Annotated in this window: 14 protein-coding genes; 6 read left to right on the forward strand and 8 right to left on the reverse strand. The window is 61.8% G+C overall.

The window, feature by feature from the left end; all coding sequences use genetic code 11:
- Positions 1-133: 133 nt before the first annotated feature.
- From HCF10_RS14130 to HCF10_RS14155, 6 genes are all read right to left on the reverse strand, one after another.
- The gene (locus tag HCF10_RS14130; protein ID WP_167655787.1) at positions 134-1,525 is read right to left on the reverse strand and encodes an undecaprenyl-phosphate glucose phosphotransferase; all 1,392 of its coding nucleotides are present in this window, start codon (positions 1,523-1,525) and stop codon (positions 134-136) included.
- A gap of 235 nt (positions 1,526-1,760) precedes the next feature.
- Complete coding sequence (locus HCF10_RS14135; RefSeq protein WP_131699259.1) at positions 1,761-2,405, reverse strand: winged helix-turn-helix domain-containing protein; 645 nt, start codon at positions 2,403-2,405, stop codon at positions 1,761-1,763.
- Between the two features lie 31 nt (positions 2,406-2,436).
- Positions 2,437-3,141 carry a hypothetical protein gene (locus tag HCF10_RS14140; protein ID WP_167655788.1) on the reverse strand — a complete coding sequence of 235 codons (705 nt, stop codon included), beginning with the start codon at positions 3,139-3,141 and terminating at the stop codon, positions 2,437-2,439.
- The gene (locus HCF10_RS14145; protein WP_167655789.1) at positions 3,134-3,862 is read right to left on the reverse strand and encodes a winged helix-turn-helix domain-containing protein; all 729 of its coding nucleotides are present in this window, start codon (positions 3,860-3,862) and stop codon (positions 3,134-3,136) included. Before HCF10_RS14145 ends, HCF10_RS14140 begins: the two co-directional genes overlap by 8 nt.
- A gap of 488 nt (positions 3,863-4,350) precedes the next feature.
- Positions 4,351-4,737: a hypothetical protein gene (locus tag HCF10_RS14150; protein WP_167655790.1), complete on the reverse strand. Its 387-nt coding sequence runs from the start codon at positions 4,735-4,737 to the stop codon at positions 4,351-4,353.
- Positions 4,738-4,882: 145 nt separating this feature from the next.
- Positions 4,883-5,605, reverse strand: coding sequence for a pirin family protein (locus HCF10_RS14155; protein WP_167655791.1), 723 nt, complete (start codon positions 5,603-5,605; stop codon positions 4,883-4,885).
- A gap of 181 nt (positions 5,606-5,786) precedes the next feature.
- On the opposite strand from HCF10_RS14155, the gene HCF10_RS14160 reads away from it, so the two are divergent.
- Positions 5,787-6,737, forward strand: coding sequence for a GlxA family transcriptional regulator (locus HCF10_RS14160; RefSeq protein WP_131699264.1), 951 nt, complete (start codon positions 5,787-5,789; stop codon positions 6,735-6,737).
- A 95-nt stretch (positions 6,738-6,832) separates the two neighbouring features.
- Positions 6,833-8,356: a winged helix-turn-helix domain-containing protein gene (locus HCF10_RS14165; RefSeq protein ID WP_167655792.1), complete on the forward strand. Its 1,524-nt coding sequence runs from the start codon at positions 6,833-6,835 to the stop codon at positions 8,354-8,356.
- Here the strand turns inward: HCF10_RS14165 and HCF10_RS14170 are convergent.
- Together HCF10_RS14170 and HCF10_RS14175 are read right to left on the reverse strand one after the other, a co-directional pair.
- The gene (locus tag HCF10_RS14170) at positions 8,303-11,065 is read right to left on the reverse strand and encodes an ATP-binding protein (protein WP_167655793.1); all 2,763 of its coding nucleotides are present in this window, start codon (positions 11,063-11,065) and stop codon (positions 8,303-8,305) included. The two genes, HCF10_RS14165 and HCF10_RS14170, sit on opposite strands and share 54 nt — an antisense overlap.
- Before the next feature lie 58 nt (positions 11,066-11,123).
- Positions 11,124-11,522, reverse strand: coding sequence for a helix-turn-helix domain-containing protein (locus tag HCF10_RS14175; RefSeq protein ID WP_090403294.1), 399 nt, complete (start codon positions 11,520-11,522; stop codon positions 11,124-11,126).
- 204 nt (positions 11,523-11,726) lie between these two features.
- Between HCF10_RS14175 and HCF10_RS14180 the strand changes: the two genes are divergently transcribed.
- The 4 genes from HCF10_RS14180 (at position 11,727) to HCF10_RS14195 (ending at position 15,404) form a co-directional block, all read left to right on the forward strand.
- Positions 11,727-12,635 (forward strand): LysR family transcriptional regulator, encoded by a 909-nt coding sequence (locus HCF10_RS14180; RefSeq protein WP_131699267.1) that lies wholly within the window; start codon positions 11,727-11,729, stop codon positions 12,633-12,635.
- Positions 12,636-12,749: 114 nt separating this feature from the next.
- Positions 12,750-13,367, forward strand: a complete 618-nt coding sequence (lexA, locus tag HCF10_RS14185) for a transcriptional repressor LexA (protein ID WP_131699268.1) — start codon at positions 12,750-12,752, stop codon at positions 13,365-13,367.
- Positions 13,367-13,981, forward strand: a complete 615-nt coding sequence (gene imuA / locus HCF10_RS14190; RefSeq protein WP_145337499.1) for a translesion DNA synthesis-associated protein ImuA — start codon at positions 13,367-13,369, stop codon at positions 13,979-13,981. Before lexA ends, imuA begins: the two co-directional genes overlap by 1 nt.
- A gap of 7 nt (positions 13,982-13,988) precedes the next feature.
- Positions 13,989-15,404, forward strand: a complete 1,416-nt coding sequence (locus HCF10_RS14195; protein WP_131699270.1) for a Y-family DNA polymerase — start codon at positions 13,989-13,991, stop codon at positions 15,402-15,404.
- Positions 15,405-15,427 lie beyond the last annotated feature (23 nt).

Below are 15,427 nucleotides of genomic sequence, written 5' to 3' on the forward strand. Positions count from 1 at the left end.
ATAGACACTGTCTCATCCAACACCGCTCAAATCCGTAGCAACTGCCGAGCCCCGGCGAGGCTGCGTTTACGGCCTGCCTGGCACACCGCTGACGCAGCCTCGTTTGCGCTCGGCAGCTGCTACACGTAGGGGATCAGTAGATGTCCTTGGACAGCAGCGTAAATGGCGTCTTCAACAGGATCTTGATGTCCAGCCACAGCGACCAGGTGTTGATGTAGCGCAGGTCGATGTCGACGCGCTGTTGCATCTTCTCCAGGGTCTCGGTCTCGCCCCGGCAGCCATTGACCTGAGCCAGGCCGGTGATGCCGGGTTTGATTCGATGGCGGGCCATGTAGGCGCGGATTTTTCCCGAGTAGTAATCGTTGTGTGCAATCGCATGGGGGCGCGGGCCGACCAGTGCCATGTGCCCTTGCAGCACGTTGAACAGCTGCGGCAATTCATCGATGGAGGTACGTCGGATAAACCGGCCCACCGGCGTAATGCGCGAATCGTTGCGACTGGCCTGGCGTACCTCATGGTCGTCATGCACACGCATGGAGCGGAATTTCCACACCTTGATCACCTCACCATTCCAGCCGTGGCGGTCCTGTTTGAAGATCACCGGGCCGGGGGAGGTGAGCTTGATCAGCAGGGCGACCAGCAACAGCAGTGGGCTCAGCGCGATGATAGCCAGCAGCGCCAGGCTCTTGTCCAGCAGCGACTTGCTCAGCGCAGCGGTGGGGCGGCTGGTCAGCGGGCTTTCGTTGAGGTAGATCGCCGGCAGCCCATCCACTTCGGCCACGCAATGGTTGAGCAGCAGCATGTTATTGAGGTCGGGCACCCAGATCACATCCACGCTGATCTCCAGCAGGTTGAGGTACAGCGCCTCAATGTGGGTGGCGTCCTGCAATGAATGGGTGATGTAGAGCCGGCGGATGCCGTGCTGCCGGATCAATTGAGGCAGTTGCGGCAGCTCGCCGAGTATCTGCGCTTGTGCATCTTCGGCCGCCTCGGCACGGCTGCCGACCAGGCCCACCAAGGGCGAGCGTTTTTGCCGTGAGAGGGTTCTGGCCAGGTCCACCGCAAGCTTGCCAGTGCCCACGATCAATGATTTTTGGCGCTCGTGAAGTTGGCGGTGGTAATACCGGGACAGGCTGTGCAGTGGTATGTAACACAGTGCCAATAACGGGTAACTGACCGCCGCCCAGAGTAATAAGGTTTCCACGGGGAACAGTGCGCTGGCATTACACGCTACGCCCACGGCAAACAATATACCCATGGTTAACAGCCAGCCCATGAACAAGCGTCCCAGGCCCACGGCATAATCATCTTTCTTGCTGTAGACATCGCACAAGGTATACGCCGGGAGAGAGGCTAATATCGTAAAGGCGGCCAGGACGCGGTAGTAATACTCCAATTGGCCAGTCTTTACGATAACCAGCGTAAATAACAGCGCGACAACTAAACTCGATGCGAGTGTCCATTGCCCCCAGAACGTCAAACCCCTGGGGGTCAGGTTGCGATGCATTCTAGTGTTATTAAGCATAGTTCTGCTCCCGGTGATGACCGCGCACGTGGTGGCAGGCGTTAAGGGTTAACTGTTATAAACGACAGGCACGCGCAGGCGCGTGCCTATTGATAGTAATGAACGGCAGGGGGCAGAGGCTGACGACTTATAACAAGGTCAGTGGGGAGTAAGCCAAATGGATGTTATAAAAGGGCAGGTAGAAGAGTGTGGTAATAGGCAGGGTGCATGCTAAGTTCTGGATTGTTTTTATTCTTTAACGGCGTGGTTGATTCAGCTCTAGCGGCTTTTTGATTTTTTGCGTCAGGCAATAACCACGGTTTCTTACTGCACGAAACAGGCGTTCACCGTCGCTGACTCGCTTGAACTTTTCCTGCAGGCGACTCAGGCACATTTCCAGACCGCGGTATAACTCGGGTTCGCGACCTATATTACGGATCAACTCATCTTTGCTGACCACACGTTCTTCATGGTGCAGCATTTTTTTAATCAGCGCCGATTCAATATTGGTCAAGGAAATGCGCAGTCCACCTTTGACCAATGCCCGGTCATGTTGGGTGAGCAGCCAGAAATCCTGTGGATACAGTTGCGTTCGTTCGGCGCTGATCTCCTGGGTACGCGTAGGGTTGTTCGGCGCGCTGTCAGGGTCCGTGACGGTTGGCATTCTGGATTCTTGGCGCTTGGCGTTAAATGGTTGCGAGGGCAGGTTGAGGCTGTGGGTAATAATGTACGTATTAAAACGCGGGGTGATCTGTAGGTGAGAAAATGCCAGGTTTTTATCGGCGGGGTCCGTCGTCTCCGGCGTTGCATCGTAATGGCAGCACTCTGCGTTGGGCGTGAAGTCCAGCAGTGCGATAGAAGGAAGTGTTGGAGCAAAGGCGTGTTTCTTGAAGGAGCTCATAGGGTCCACCCATATCAGGAAGTAGCGATTGTTAAAGGCAGTCAGCGGGGGAGTAATAGCCGCCCTGAAAGTATTCGAACGGCAGGTTTTTTGCCAGCATGGCGCTGTCGGCAAATTCGACCTGGTCAGCGATGAAGCACACTCTGCTCGCACTGATCAGCTCCAGCATGCGGTCATAGAGCCGGTCGAACAGGTCCGAACGGGTATTCAGGCTGAGCCGCAGGGCAGAATCCGGAAAGGGCATTTTTATATAGTCGTAGAGCTTGAGGTCGATCAGCAGGTCCGCTGGCTTTGTATCGAGTCTGTAGTTGTTGTAGGCCAACGTGATACCGCTCTGGTCTTTCAACTTATATAACTGGCGCACCATCGCCCGGCGTTCTACCGGACCGGGCAGGGCGTCCAGCGGGTTGTCAAGGCTGAGGGTGAAGGGTTGTTTGTGATATTCCAATGCCCGTGCAGCCTCGATGATCGCCTTGAGGATGTCGTTGTTCATCAGCGCCGATTGCCCCATGCGCAGGAGCGTATGACTCGTCGCCGGGCTGACCGCCTTAAGCGCTTTGCGCGGTGGGTGGACATGGCGCAAGGCCTCAGTGCAGGCACTTTCAAGTTCTTTGAGGTCCACGACACCTGCGACGCTGATTTCACTTCCCCACCAGGCATGACTGCGATCAACGATGGCTTGCCTGATGATCTTGAAGTCCGGGGCATGTACATCGTGCGGTTTTTTACTATTCACGGCTCGACCCCTCCTTGGTGGGGTGGAAATGACTGGCGCAAATAAGGCTCCGGCTGAGTTTGTACCCATAACCGCGAATGTTTTGGATGATGTTTTCACCGTAGTGCGCCTTGATTTTTCCGCGCAAACGGCTGATGGACTTTTCCAGTGCGCGGGAGTCGTAGTACTTGATATTAAGTCCCATGGCACTGGCGATCTCATTATGACTGAGCAGTCTGTGATGAATAAGCGCTTCCAGTACTTGCATTTCGACGAAGGATATTTCCAACTTTTTTCCATCGCCATACAGGCACATGCGGTCCTGGTCGAGTATCAGGTCGCACTGATTGAATCGAGCGCTTTCACTGAGGAAGGCGTCAAACAGATTCAAGTTTTTTTCGGGTGAGGTTTCGATCACCTTGATGCAGTAATCGGCACCGGCCAAGTAATATTTTGTTTTGCTCAGGGTGGACGCAAAAGTGATGACGACGAATATCGTGCAGTCAGGGTTTTCAGTTCGCGCTTTTTTTATTATGTCCAGGCTCAGGTTGCTGGCGGAGGGTGTATCAATTTCTATAATAATGGCACGGTAATGGCCGTGACTTTCCTTGGCGTCAATTAGTTGTCCGTAGCAGCGTGTATCGACTTTTAAATTATTCGCTACAGTACGAACTAAAAAATCCCGAAAGTCCTCCGATTTCGATTGAGTCCGTGCAATAGCGAGGACATTGGAAAAATGCATCACCTACTCCCTTTTCTGGCATGCAAGGCCGTCAGTTCAATCGATGCTAGCGTTTAGATACTAATCGAATTGATTCTGCTAAAACGTGACAAATTTTAACATTCGCCACTTGTTTTTTACGAGCGCAGGAGGGTAGTAGGGGGATAGTGCACGGGGGTGTACGGACTTACACTTATGCTAGTGCAAACTCTTAATGTGCGATAAGTATTTTAGTTTCAACGATTTTTCTGAAGGGCGCAGGTTTACGTGTTGCCTGCTCAGGCCGGAAAAATCGCCCGGCCGGGCGACCCGACGATTGACGGACGCCGCCGCCCGTTGACTCAACGGCGCAACTGCACTTCGGCCTCGATGCACGCCACCAGAAATGCCATGACCAGCGGCAACAGATCGGCAAGGCTGTGGTGTGGGTGGACTGCGACCTGCATTAATCGAAGGCGAAAAAAAACCGGCTGATCAGGCCGGTTTGGGGGGCCCCGCGAACAGCGGGATTAAGCGTGGTTGTCCAGCAGGCGATCGGCACCGCCTTCAACAATACCGCGTTGCTGCAAACGATCGGCACCGCCTTCGGCCAGGCCACGTTCCTGCAGGCGATCAGCGCCACCTTCGGCAACGCGGTTGCCTTGCAGGCGGTCGGCACCACCTTCAACAATACCGCGTTGCTGCAAGCGATCAGCACCACCTTCGGCAACACGACGCTCCAGCAGGCGATCCGAGCCACCTTCGGCAATACGACGTTCCAGCAGGCGATCCGAGCCACCTTCAGCAACACGATTTTCGATCAGGCGATCCGCGCCGCCTTCAGCAACAACAGGGTGGGCAAATGCGTTTGCAGCGAGTACCGAGAAAGCGAGGCTAAGCAAGATTTGGCGTTTCATGATGGTGTGCTCCGAGTGTTTTAGTTGGGTGTTGCCTGGTATGGGTTTGATGTTACGCGTTGCATTTTTTAAGAGAACTTCATTGGGCTGATGGTGACTATCGATGCCAGCGATGGCCCGTTTCAAAGGGCCATCGCCGTGCTCGTCACGGCATCTGCGGCAATTCCTGGGGACGCAGGTCGAACACCAGCACCTCGGCATCCTGGCCCTGGCTCAGGCGGATTTGCCGCTCATCGCGCACTCGGGCACCGTCGCCTTCCTGCAAGCGCTGGCCATTGATGTCCACGCTGCCCCGAGCTACATGGATGTACACGTGGCGATCCGGCGGCAGGTCGAGGGTCGCGGCTTCGTCGCCGTTGAACAGCCCGGCGTACACCCTGGCGTCCTGGCGCACGGTCAGGGAGCCGTCGGTGCCGTCCGGCGAGATGATCAGTTGCAGGCGCCCTTGTTTCTGCGCCGCGCTGAAGTGCTCCTGTTGATAGCGCGGCTCGGCACCGGCCACGGCGGGTACGATCCAGATTTGCAGGAAGTGCACGCTGCGGGTCTGGCTGTGGTTGAACTCGCTGTGGGCCACGCCGCTGCCGGCGCTCATCAGTTGCACATCGCCGGGGCGGATCACCGAGCCGGTGCCCAGGGTGTCCTTGTGTTCCAGGGCGCCTTCAAGCACATAGGAGAAAATCTCCATGTCGCGGTGCGGGTGCTGGCCGAAGCCTTTGCCGGCCGCGACGCGGTCGTCGTTGATCACCAGCAGGTCGGAAAAACCCTGTTCATTGGGGTTCCAATAGTTGGCGAACGAGAAGGTATGAAACGACTTCAACCAACCGTGATTGGCGGCGCCGCGTTCGGAAGCTTTGCGAAGGGTCAGCATGGTCTTGTCCTCAAGTGAGCGCGGGCTGCGAGATGCAGGGCGCTTGCGTTGAGAAGAAGATTACTGGTAACTGAAATATTCATTAAGAAGCTGGAATCTGAATAACTGTCCCCTATATGTTGACAATAAAAAGGCGTGTCATAATATCTGCCGCTTTCTTCCCTCGATGGATTCTTCCCGTATGAAAACCGTGGCCATGGCGCTGTTCCCGGACTTCCTCCTGCTGGACATGGCCGGGCCGCTCGAAGTGTTTTCCATTGCCAACCGCTACCTGCCGGCGGCGGAGCATTACCAGATTCTCACCCTGGGTACCGAGCCCGGTCCGTTGCGCGCCTCCAATGGGGTGATGGTCCAGACTGACCTGCTGCTGGACCAGGCCCAGGCGGCTTATGACCTGCTGCTGGTGCCCGGCGGCCCGGGTGCCTACAACGAATGCCACCCGTCGCTGCTGCCCTGGCTCAAGGCGGCGGCGCCACGGGCGCGGCGCTTCGGCTCGATCTGCACCGGAGCCTTTGTGCTGGGCCACGCCGGGCTGCTCGACGAACGCCGCGTGACCACCCACTGGCACTACACCGAACGCCTGATCAAGGCCTTCCCCAAGGCCATCGTCGAGACGGATCGCATCTACCTGCAGGATGGGCGGTTGATTACCTCGGGCGGGGTCACCGCCGGTATCGATCTGGCGCTGTCGATCGTCGCCCAGGACCATGGCAAGCAAGTGGCGGTGGATGTGGCCAAGGTGCTGCTGGTGGTGATGAAACGCCAGGGCGGCCAGGCCCAGTTCAGTCCGATGACGGCGTCCGTGGCGCCCCAGGAAACCGCGATCACCCGCGTGCAGAACCATGTGCTCGCCCATCTGGACCAGCCCTTCACCATCGAGTCCATGGCCGAACTGGCTGGCATGAGCCCACGCCACTTTGCCCGGTTGTTCGCCAAGGACGTGCAGATGACGCCTATGGCCTTCCTGCAGGGCGCGCGCATCGACCGCGCCCGGCAATTGCTGGAAACCACCGACCTGCCGCTCAAGACCGTGGCGTTCCATGCAGGCTTCGGCAGCGTGCGGCACATGCGCTTTCTATTCAGTGAAAAACTCGGCTTGAACCCTACCCAATACCGCCAACAGTTCAGTTAACGACGGGATGTCCGTCTCGCGCACCCGATTGTCCGTATCGCTCCCTGTGCCAGCATTGCCCTGTTACAGGTAGCTGGCAAGATAACGTCGAGCCCATGGAAAAGGATGCGCGGATGCCCAAGACCGGGCGTTTCAGCGCGATTGCAGACATGAATGAGCCTCAGGCGATTGACGCGGATGGCACGGTGCGCTTCGGCACCTATGCGTTTCACCGGCAGCAGCGGTTGGTGAGCAAGGCGGGTTGGCCGGTGCCGTTGGGCGGTCGGGCGTTGGATGTCCTTGCGGTGCTGCTGGAGTCGCCAGGGCAATTCATCAGCAAGGCTACCTTGATCGAGCGGGTCTGGCCGTGCAGCGTGGTGGAAGAGAGCAATCTGCGGGTGCACATCGCCGCACTGCGCCGTGCCCTTGACGGGCAACGCTTCATTATTAACGACCCCCAGCGCGGCTACTGTTTCGCCGCATCCCTACATGGCCCGGCCGCAGCGGTGCTGCGCCGGCATAACCTCGCAACCCGGCTCAGCCCGCTGATCGGTCGCGATGAGCTGCTGGGCGTGCTGGTGCGGCGTTTGTCCGGGCAGCGCCTGATGACCCTCACCGGTTGCGCCGGCGTGGGCAAGAGCGTCTTGGCCCAGGCCCTGGCCGAGCGTGTATTGCCGCGCTACCGCGACGGTGTGTGGTGGGTCGACCTGGCCACGGTGGAGGCGCCGCTGATGATGCTGCGCCATCTGGCCACGATCCTGCATCTGGAACCCAGCGGCAGTGTCACTGAGTTGTGCCGCCAGCTGGTGTCCCGGCAATTGCTGCTGGTACTCGACGGCGCCGACCTGTTGCTCGGTGCCTGTCGACATCTTTTGCGGGTGCTGCGCGAAACCGCGCCCCAGGTCAGCGTGCTGGTCAGCAGTCGCGAAGCGTTGCAGGCCCCAGGCGAATGGGTGCTGCGCGTGCCGCCATTGGCCGTGCCGGCGCCGTCGGCGGTGGGCAGTATTGAACAGGCGATGGCGTTCCCCGCCGTGCAACTGTTCGTCGCACGGGCGTGTGCCGGTCAACAGGGCTTTGTGTTGCGCCAACAGGATCTGACGCCGTTGCGGGACATCTGCCGGCGCCTCGACGGTATTCCCCTGGCCCTTGAACTGGCGGCCGCCCAGGTGGACGCGCTGGGCGTACGTGGTTTACAGGCGCAGTTGCACAGTGGATTGCAGGTACTGGCCCGGGGCCGCCGCACGGCGGTGGAGCGCCACCAATCCCTGGCCGCCGCCCTGGACTGGACCTACGAGCGCCTGAGCCTGCCGGAGCGCTGGCTGTTCCTGCAATTGAGCCTGTTCAAGATGGCCGTGACCGCGCCCACCCTGAATCAGCTGGTCGCCGGCACAGAGCTGGAACACGCCGACTTGTCGTATTTGCTCACGCGCCTGGTCGGTACCTCGCTGTTGAGCCTCGAACCCGGTCCGGGTTATCCGCGCTATCGCCTGCTCAACAGCGTGCGCAGCTATGGCCTGGCACTCCTGCGCAACCCGCAGCAGGTTGCCCGTTTGCAGCAGGGTTATGGGCATTACCTGGGGACGTTTTCAGGCCGGCCGTTTGTCCTGCAACTCGTCGAGCAGGCAGCGTACGCGGACTAGGTCCTGGGTGGCGAAGCCTTCGGTAAATCGCGCGTAGACCGAACCCAGCAGGTCGCGGGCGGCCTGCACACGACCCTGCTTTTGCCACAGCCGCGCCAAGGAGTCCGCACAGCGCAGCTCCCAGGCCAGCGCGCCTTGCTGGTGTGCCAGGCCCAGGGCTTCGAGCAGCAGCGCCTCAGCCCCGTGGATGTCGGGCATGGACTCGGCGCGCACGCGCAGGATTTCCGCGCTGCACCAGCCGGCGGCACCGCACCGGGCGCGTTCGAACAAGGCCTCATCCACTGCACGGGCGTTGAAGGTCACCAGGATGTCTTCGACCAGCCCCAATCCCTGCCTATCGTCGATCTGCGCCGTGCCTTCGTAGCACTGCGCCCAGGTGTGGAACAACTGCACCGAATGCTTTTGCGCCTGCTGCAGCAGCAGGTCCAACTGGTCGCGGGCTGCGACGGAGTCACCGTTGTAGTGGGCGATGACCACCCCGGCCAGGGCCAGGGTGTAGCAAATCGACGTGCCGTGATTGATCTGCAATGCCAGCGCCAGCGCCTGGCTTGCGGTGCGCCACGCGCGTTCGGGAAAACCGCGCAGCCACAGGATGCGTGCGAGGATGGTCAACGAGGCCACGCTCTGGTCGTACTGCACGCCAAAGCCGTGGGTAAACCGGTTGAGATGGCCGCTCTGGGCCATGCGCTGGATCACCTGTTCGGCATTCTGCTGCGCCAGCGCCTGGTGGCCGGCGAAGTGCTGCGCCAGCACCCTCAGGCGTTGGGCGCTGAGGGCCAGCAACGGCTCGGCCTGAGGCCCCAACCGGTCGAAATGCAGGCTTTGCTCCAGGGCCTCGCGGTAGTTGCCTCCGCACAGGCTGACCGTCATTTGCCCCGACACCGCGCGCAGTTGGCCGACCAGGTTGCTGTCGGCTTCGGCCAGGCGCCGTGCATGGGCAAAGGCTTCGATGGTCTGCGGCGTACCGCCCAGGGTGTGATAGGAAAAACTGCCGAAGGCCAACTGCAGGGCCATGTTCAAGTGCGGGCTCGGCGTGCTCGATTGCCCCAGCCGCGCCAGGGCCTTGCTCACGTACAGGCCGTGTTCGCGCAGCAGCGACAGCTCCTGCCACAACGGCATGGCGCTGACGGTGAGACGAATGCCCAGCAGGTGGACACCCTGGTCGCCCAGGCCCCAGTCGAGGGCGGCACGAATGTCTTCGCGCAGCGGGGCATAGCGGTCGATCCAGGTTTGGGTGGCCGTCTGCTCCCAATCGGCCTGCGCCTGGTTCATCAGGACCAGGCAACGGTTGGCGTGGCGTTCACGCGTGGCGTCGAGTTCATTGGCGACGCTGAGTTTTTCCAGGGCGTAGGTGCGGGTGATGTCCAGCAGGCGATAGATCACCTCGTCATCCCCAGCCTCCACATTGAGCAAGGATTTCGCCACCAGTTGGGTGATCGAACCCAGTACCGCGGCCGGCGCAACCTGTTGCCCTGCGATCACCGCTGCGGCACTGGCCAGGCTGAAGCCACCCCGGAACACCGCGAGGCGACGCAGGCAGATTTGCTCGCAGCCGGTGAGCAGTTCAAAGCTCCAGTCCAGGGTGGCGCGCAAGGTTTGATGGCGGGGCAGGGCGCTGCGCCGGCCACGGGTGAGCAGGCGGAAGTTGTCTTCCATTTGCACCAGCAGGCCGGGCAGGCCGAAGCGCTCGATCTGCGCGGCCACCAACTCGATTGCCAGGGGGATGCCGTCCAGGCGTTGGCAGATGTCGATAGCCAGGGGCAGTTCGGCTTCGCTCAGTTCGAAGCTGTCCTGATGGGACATGGCCCGCTCGATCAGCAGTTGCAGGGCCGGATAGCCCAGGGCCTGGGCGCGGTTGCCGGTGGCGGGCGGGCAGGCCAGGGGCTCCAGGCGTTGCACCGACTCGCCCTCGGCGCGCAATGCCTCGCGGCTGGTGGTGAGGATGTGCAATTTGGGCGCGTGGCGCAGCAGGGTCTCGCTGATCAGCGCGATGTCGTCCAGCAGGTGTTCGCAGTTGTCGATCACCAGCAGCAATTGGTGCTCCTGCAGACGGCGGGCAAACACAGCCAGCGGTTCGTGCTCAGTGTGGGTGAGGTCGAGCAGCGCGGCGAGATTGGGCAGGATCATCGACGGTGCACTGAGAGGCGCCAGGTCCAACAGGCGAATACCGTCGCGGTAATGTCCGATCAACAATTCCGCCACGCGCAAGGCGACGGTGGTCTTGCCGATGCCGCCGGCGCCGGTCAGGGTGATAAAGCGTTGCTCGGGCAGCTGCTGCACCAGGCTGTCGATCAGGGCCTGGCGGCCGAGCATGCGCGTGCGTCGCAACGGCAGGTTGTGGCCCGGGCGTGGGGGCGCGCCTTCGGTCGGTAGGCTCATCGGCTCGATGCTCAGTGGTGCTACAAAACTGTAGCCCCGCTGGGCCACCGTGACGATATAGCGCTGCCCGGCCTGGCCATCGCCCAGGGCCTTGCGCAGCGCTGCCATATGCACCCGCAGGTTGCCGTCTTCCACCACGCTTTTGGGCCAGACCCGGGCGATCAGTTCCTGCTTGCTCACCACAGTGCCGGCCTGCTCCAACAGGATCAGCAGGATGTCCATTGCCCGCCGGCCCAAGCGCAACGGGCGACCGGCCTCCAGCACCAGGCGCTGGCGCGGGTGGATACGGTAAGGACCGAAATGCACGGCCTGGTCGCGTGGGGCACTCATGGGTGGCCATGTTCTGGGAAAAGTAAGCGGCCAGCATATTCCAGGTGCATGCAGACCACTAGGCAGCGATCTCTTGAGGCTTGTGACGCAGTTGGTGATTTCGCCAGGTCATCGGGTTGACGCCCTCGCTGCGCGTGAACATATGGCAGAAATGCGCCTGGTCGCAAAACCCGCACTCCAGGCTGATTTGCGTGAGGCTCAAGGAGGAACCGGTGATCAGTTCCTTGGCCCGCTGGATGCGCTGCTGGCGTATCCATTCCTGGGGCGACAGCCCGGTGGTGCACTTGAATGCGCGGGAAAAATGGCTGCGCGACAGGGCGCAGGCTTGGGCCAGGTCGGCAATCGCCAGACTTTCGCCGAGGTTGGCGAGGATCAATTGCTTGGCGATCCGCTCGCGCCGGGGGCACAGGCCGCCGGTAGCGGATAAGCGAGGAGCACAGTACGCAGGTCGGGCCATGACGAATATCCGCAGTCGATGGGAGCGTTCCCGGTGAATGGATGCAGTGTAGACCGGCTCATTTTTGGCGCCGCACCGTCTGGCTGGCGAGTTAATCGTTGTTAATTTCGCCAGGTTCGGTCACGAAAAAGACAGCACAGGCATGCAATCCAGGCAGTGTTTTGCCTGCTTAGCTGGCAGCCTGCTAACCGTTTGGATACCGCCATGAACCGCAACGACCTGCGCCGCGTCGATATGAACCTGTTGGTGATTTTCGAAGCGCTGATGTTCGAGAAGAACCTGACCCGGGTCGCCGAAAAGCTCTTCATGGGCCAACCGGCGGTGAGCGCGGCCTTGGGTCGGCTGCGAGATTTGTTCGACGACCCGTTGCTGCTGCGCAACGGCCGGGGCATGGAGCCCACGCCACGCGCCGTGGCGATACTCAAGGAGCTGCAACCGGCCATGGACACCATTTCAGGCGCAGTCAGCCGCGCCAAGGACTTCGACCCCTCCACCAGCTGTGCGGTGTTCCGCATCGGCCTGTCCGACGACGCCGAGTTCGGCCTGTTCCCGCCGTTGCTCAGCCAACTGCGCGAAGAAGCCCCGGGCATCATCGTGGTGGTACGCCGCGCCAATTACCTGCTGATGTCCGCATTACTGGCCAGTGGCGAGATCTCGGTAGGCGTGAGCTACACCACCGAACTGCCGGCGAATGCCAAGCGCAAGAAACTGCGGGACATACCCTGCAAGGTACTGCGCGGTGATGACGGCGTTGAACCGCTGACCCTCGACGACTATTGCGCGCGGCCCCATGCGATGGTGTCGTTCTCGGGAGACTTGAGCGGCAATATCGACCTGGACCTGGCGCGTATCGGCCGTGCCCGCCGGGTGGTGCTGGCGGTGCCGCAATTCAGTGGCTTGCGGGCGTTGCTGGCCGGTACACAGATTATTGCGACGGTGCCGGACTATGCGGCGTGTGCGTTGACCGAGGGCACGGCGCTGCGGGCAGAGGATCCGCCGTTTGCGATTGATGCGGCGGAGTTGTCGATGGTGTGGAGTGGGGTGCATGACAATGACCCGGCGGAGCGGTGGTTGAGGGGCAGGATTGCGCAGCATATGGCGGGAGGGGGGTGAGCTTGGCGGCTTCTGGGCCGACCGGAGTTGTGAGCTTGGTGTACTCGGTTAAATGTGCATACCCCCCCAACCCCGACTACCGGTCCTTGTAAGAAATTTCCCAAAAGAGTACAAATGTACTCCATGACAACCCTGACCCCCCGCCGCACCGCCATCCTGACCTTCATCCGCGACCGTATCGCGCAGCAAGGCCAACCCCCCAGCCTCGCCGAGATCGCCGAGGCGTTCGGCTTTGCCTCTCGCAGCGTCGCGCGTAAACACGTAGTGGCCCTGACCGAGGCCGGCTTCATCGAGGTCAATCCCAACCAGGCGCGTGGTATCCGTTTGCTCAACCAGCCCATGCGCCCGGAGTGGCTGGATGTCCCGGTGCTCGGCCGAGTGGCAGCAGGCCTGCCCATCGGCGCGGATGCCGAAGTGCACAGCCGCCTGCAACTCGACCCCGCTACTTTCGCGAAAACCCCGGATTACCTGTTGCGGGTGCAAGGTGATTCGATGATCGAAGACGGCATCCTCGACGGCGACCTGGTGGGCGTCCGCCGCAGTGCCGAAGCCGTGAACGGGCAGATTGTGGTGGCGCGCCTGGACGGCGAAGTCACCATCAAGCGTTTCGAACGCAGTGGCGAGCGTGTGCGTCTGCTGCCGCGTAACCCCGCATACGAACCTATCGTGGTAGGCCCCGACCAGGACCTGGCCATCGAAGGGGTATTCTGCGGCCTGGTGAGGCAAGGCTGATGGGCGCCGTGATTGCACTGGACACGCTGTTCAATGGCGGTCGCGTCTGGAAAGGCCGGCCTGCCGCGCCCCCGGCCAGCGTACACCCCACGGGGCTGGCGGCGCTGGATGCGGTGCTGCCCACGGGCGGCTGGCCGGAGTCGGCCTTGAGCGAAATCCTCATGGCCAAGGAAGGCGTGGGCGAACTGCAACTGGTGCTGCCGACCCTCGCGCGATTATCGGCGGCGGGGGAGCGCATTGTGCTGGTGGCGCCGCCCTACACCCCGTACCCCCACGCCTGGCAGAACGCCGGGGTAGATTTGCGCCAGCTGTCGGTGGTCCAGGCCGAGGCGCGCGATGTGTTGTGGGCGGTGGAGCAGTGCCTGCGCTCCGGCAGTTGCGGCGCGGTGCTGTGCTGGCCGCGCAAGGCGGATGACCGCGCCTTGCGTCGCTTGCAGGTGGCCGCGGAAACCGGGCAGACCCTGGCGTTTGCCTGGCGCGCCTTGAGTGAAGCGATCAACGCTTCACCCGCCGCCCTGCGCCTGGCCGTCGAGGCCAAACCTGCCCAGGTGCGGGTGCTCAAGTGCCGGGGCGGTTTGGCTCACCCGGCGCCGATTGCACTGGCGGGGCACTGAGGTTGCCATGCGCTGGGTGTGTATTGTCTTCCCGCAATTGGCGCTGGACGGGGTGCAGCGCCTGCACCCCGAGCCCGACCAACCCCTGGCGCTGCTGGCCGGCACGCCGCAGCGGCGCGTGCTGCAAACCGTCAATGACGCCGCCCGCGCAGTGGGCCTGCGTCCCGGTCAATCGCTGACGGCCGCCCATGCCCTGGCCAAGACCTTTGCCAGCGCCGAATACGACCCCGTGCAAATCGAACGCTGGCAGCAATTCCTGGCGGCCTGGGCCTACCGCTTCAGCTCCCAGGTCAGCGTGTATTACCCGCGCGCCTTGTTGTTCGAGATCGAATCGAGCCTGGGCCTGTTCGGGCCTTGGCCACAGTTCGAGGCACGCTTGCGCCAGGAACTGACCGAGCTGGGCTTTCGTCACCGTATCGTCGCCGCGCCCAACCCGGCGGCGGCGCGGGTGCTGGCCAATCTCTACGATGGCTTGGCCGTGGCCGATGAGGATGGGTTGCTCCAGGCCCTGGCGCCATTGCCCATCGACCGCGCCGGCTTCGACCCGCAAGCGGCCACCGCGTTGTCGCGCATGGGCCTGCGTACCCTGGCCCAGGTACAGGCGTTGCCCCGGCACACCCTGGCGCGGCGTTTTGACGCCGGCCTGCTCAAGCACTTGGATGCGTTGACCGGGCAACGACCATTGGCCCTGGCGTTCTATCAGCCGCCGGACCAGTTCGATGTGCGCATCGAGTTGAATTTCGATGTGCAATCCCACCAGGCCTTGTTATTCCCCCTGCGGCGTTTGACCGGCGACCTCTCGGCCTTCCTCTGCGGTCGCGATAGTGGCGTGCAACGCTTCGACCTGCACCTGGAACATGCCCAGGCGCCGGACAGCGTGATCAAGGTCGGCCTGCTCAGCGCCGAGCGCGAACCGGCGATGCTGTTCGAACTGGCCCGTGGGCGCCTGGAGCAGGTACAGGTCACTTCACCGGTGCGCGGCTTTCGCCTGGTGGCCCAGGACCTGCCGGTGTTCGTGCCGCAACGCCAGGACCTGTTCGACGATCGCCCGCAACAGACCTTGCCGTGGGAGCAACTGCGCGAACGCCTGCGGGCCCGCCTGGGGGATGAGGCGGTGCAAGGCCTGCGCTTCCATGCCGACCATCGCCCCGAATGCGCCTGGCAAATGGCGGCGGATAAAAGCCCGTGCGTCACCTTGAACAAGGTCCAGCGTCCCGGCTGGCTGCTTAACGAACCGACCTTGCTGGCCGAGCAGGGCGTGCAGATCCTCATGGGGCCGGAGCGCATCGAATCCGGCTGGTGGGACGGCGCCGATATTCGCCGCGACTACTACCTGATCCGTACCCGCGCCGGCCAGCAAGGCTGGGCCTATCGCAGCGTGGGGCAAAGCGATGGGCTGTGGCTGCAAGGCTGGTTCGCATGAGTCCCCATAGGCTGCAACCGGCC

This window comes from Pseudomonas sp. B14(2022), assembly GCF_012030485.1.
Taxonomy (GTDB): Bacteria; Pseudomonadota; Gammaproteobacteria; order Pseudomonadales; family Pseudomonadaceae; genus Aquipseudomonas.

Bases quoted from the DNA above. Each gene is read 5' to 3' on its own strand.
- HCF10_RS14165 (WP_167655792.1), top strand. From the start codon at position 6,833: ATGGAAAAGGATGCGCGGATGCCCAAGACCGGGCGTTTCAGCGCGATT.
- HCF10_RS14175 (WP_090403294.1), bottom strand. From the start codon at position 11,522: ATGGCCCGACCTGCGTACTGTGCTCCTCGCTTATCCGCTACCGGCGGC.
- HCF10_RS14135 (WP_131699259.1), bottom strand. From the start codon at position 2,405: ATGAGCTCCTTCAAGAAACACGCCTTTGCTCCAACACTTCCTTCTATC.
- lexA (WP_131699268.1), top strand. From the start codon at position 12,750: ATGTACTCCATGACAACCCTGACCCCCCGCCGCACCGCCATCCTGACC.
- HCF10_RS14160 (WP_131699264.1), top strand. From the start codon at position 5,787: ATGAAAACCGTGGCCATGGCGCTGTTCCCGGACTTCCTCCTGCTGGAC.
- imuA (WP_145337499.1), top strand. From the start codon at position 13,367: ATGGGCGCCGTGATTGCACTGGACACGCTGTTCAATGGCGGTCGCGTC.
- HCF10_RS14145 (WP_167655789.1), bottom strand. From the start codon at position 3,862: ATGCATTTTTCCAATGTCCTCGCTATTGCACGGACTCAATCGAAATCG.
- HCF10_RS14155 (WP_167655791.1), bottom strand. From the start codon at position 5,605: ATGCTGACCCTTCGCAAAGCTTCCGAACGCGGCGCCGCCAATCACGGT.
- HCF10_RS14195 (WP_131699270.1), top strand. From the start codon at position 13,989: ATGCGCTGGGTGTGTATTGTCTTCCCGCAATTGGCGCTGGACGGGGTG.
- HCF10_RS14180 (WP_131699267.1), top strand. From the start codon at position 11,727: ATGAACCGCAACGACCTGCGCCGCGTCGATATGAACCTGTTGGTGATT.
- HCF10_RS14150 (WP_167655790.1), bottom strand. From the start codon at position 4,737: ATGAAACGCCAAATCTTGCTTAGCCTCGCTTTCTCGGTACTCGCTGCA.
- HCF10_RS14170 (WP_167655793.1), bottom strand. From the start codon at position 11,065: ATGAGTGCCCCACGCGACCAGGCCGTGCATTTCGGTCCTTACCGTATC.
- HCF10_RS14130 (WP_167655787.1), bottom strand. From the start codon at position 1,525: ATGCTTAATAACACTAGAATGCATCGCAACCTGACCCCCAGGGGTTTG.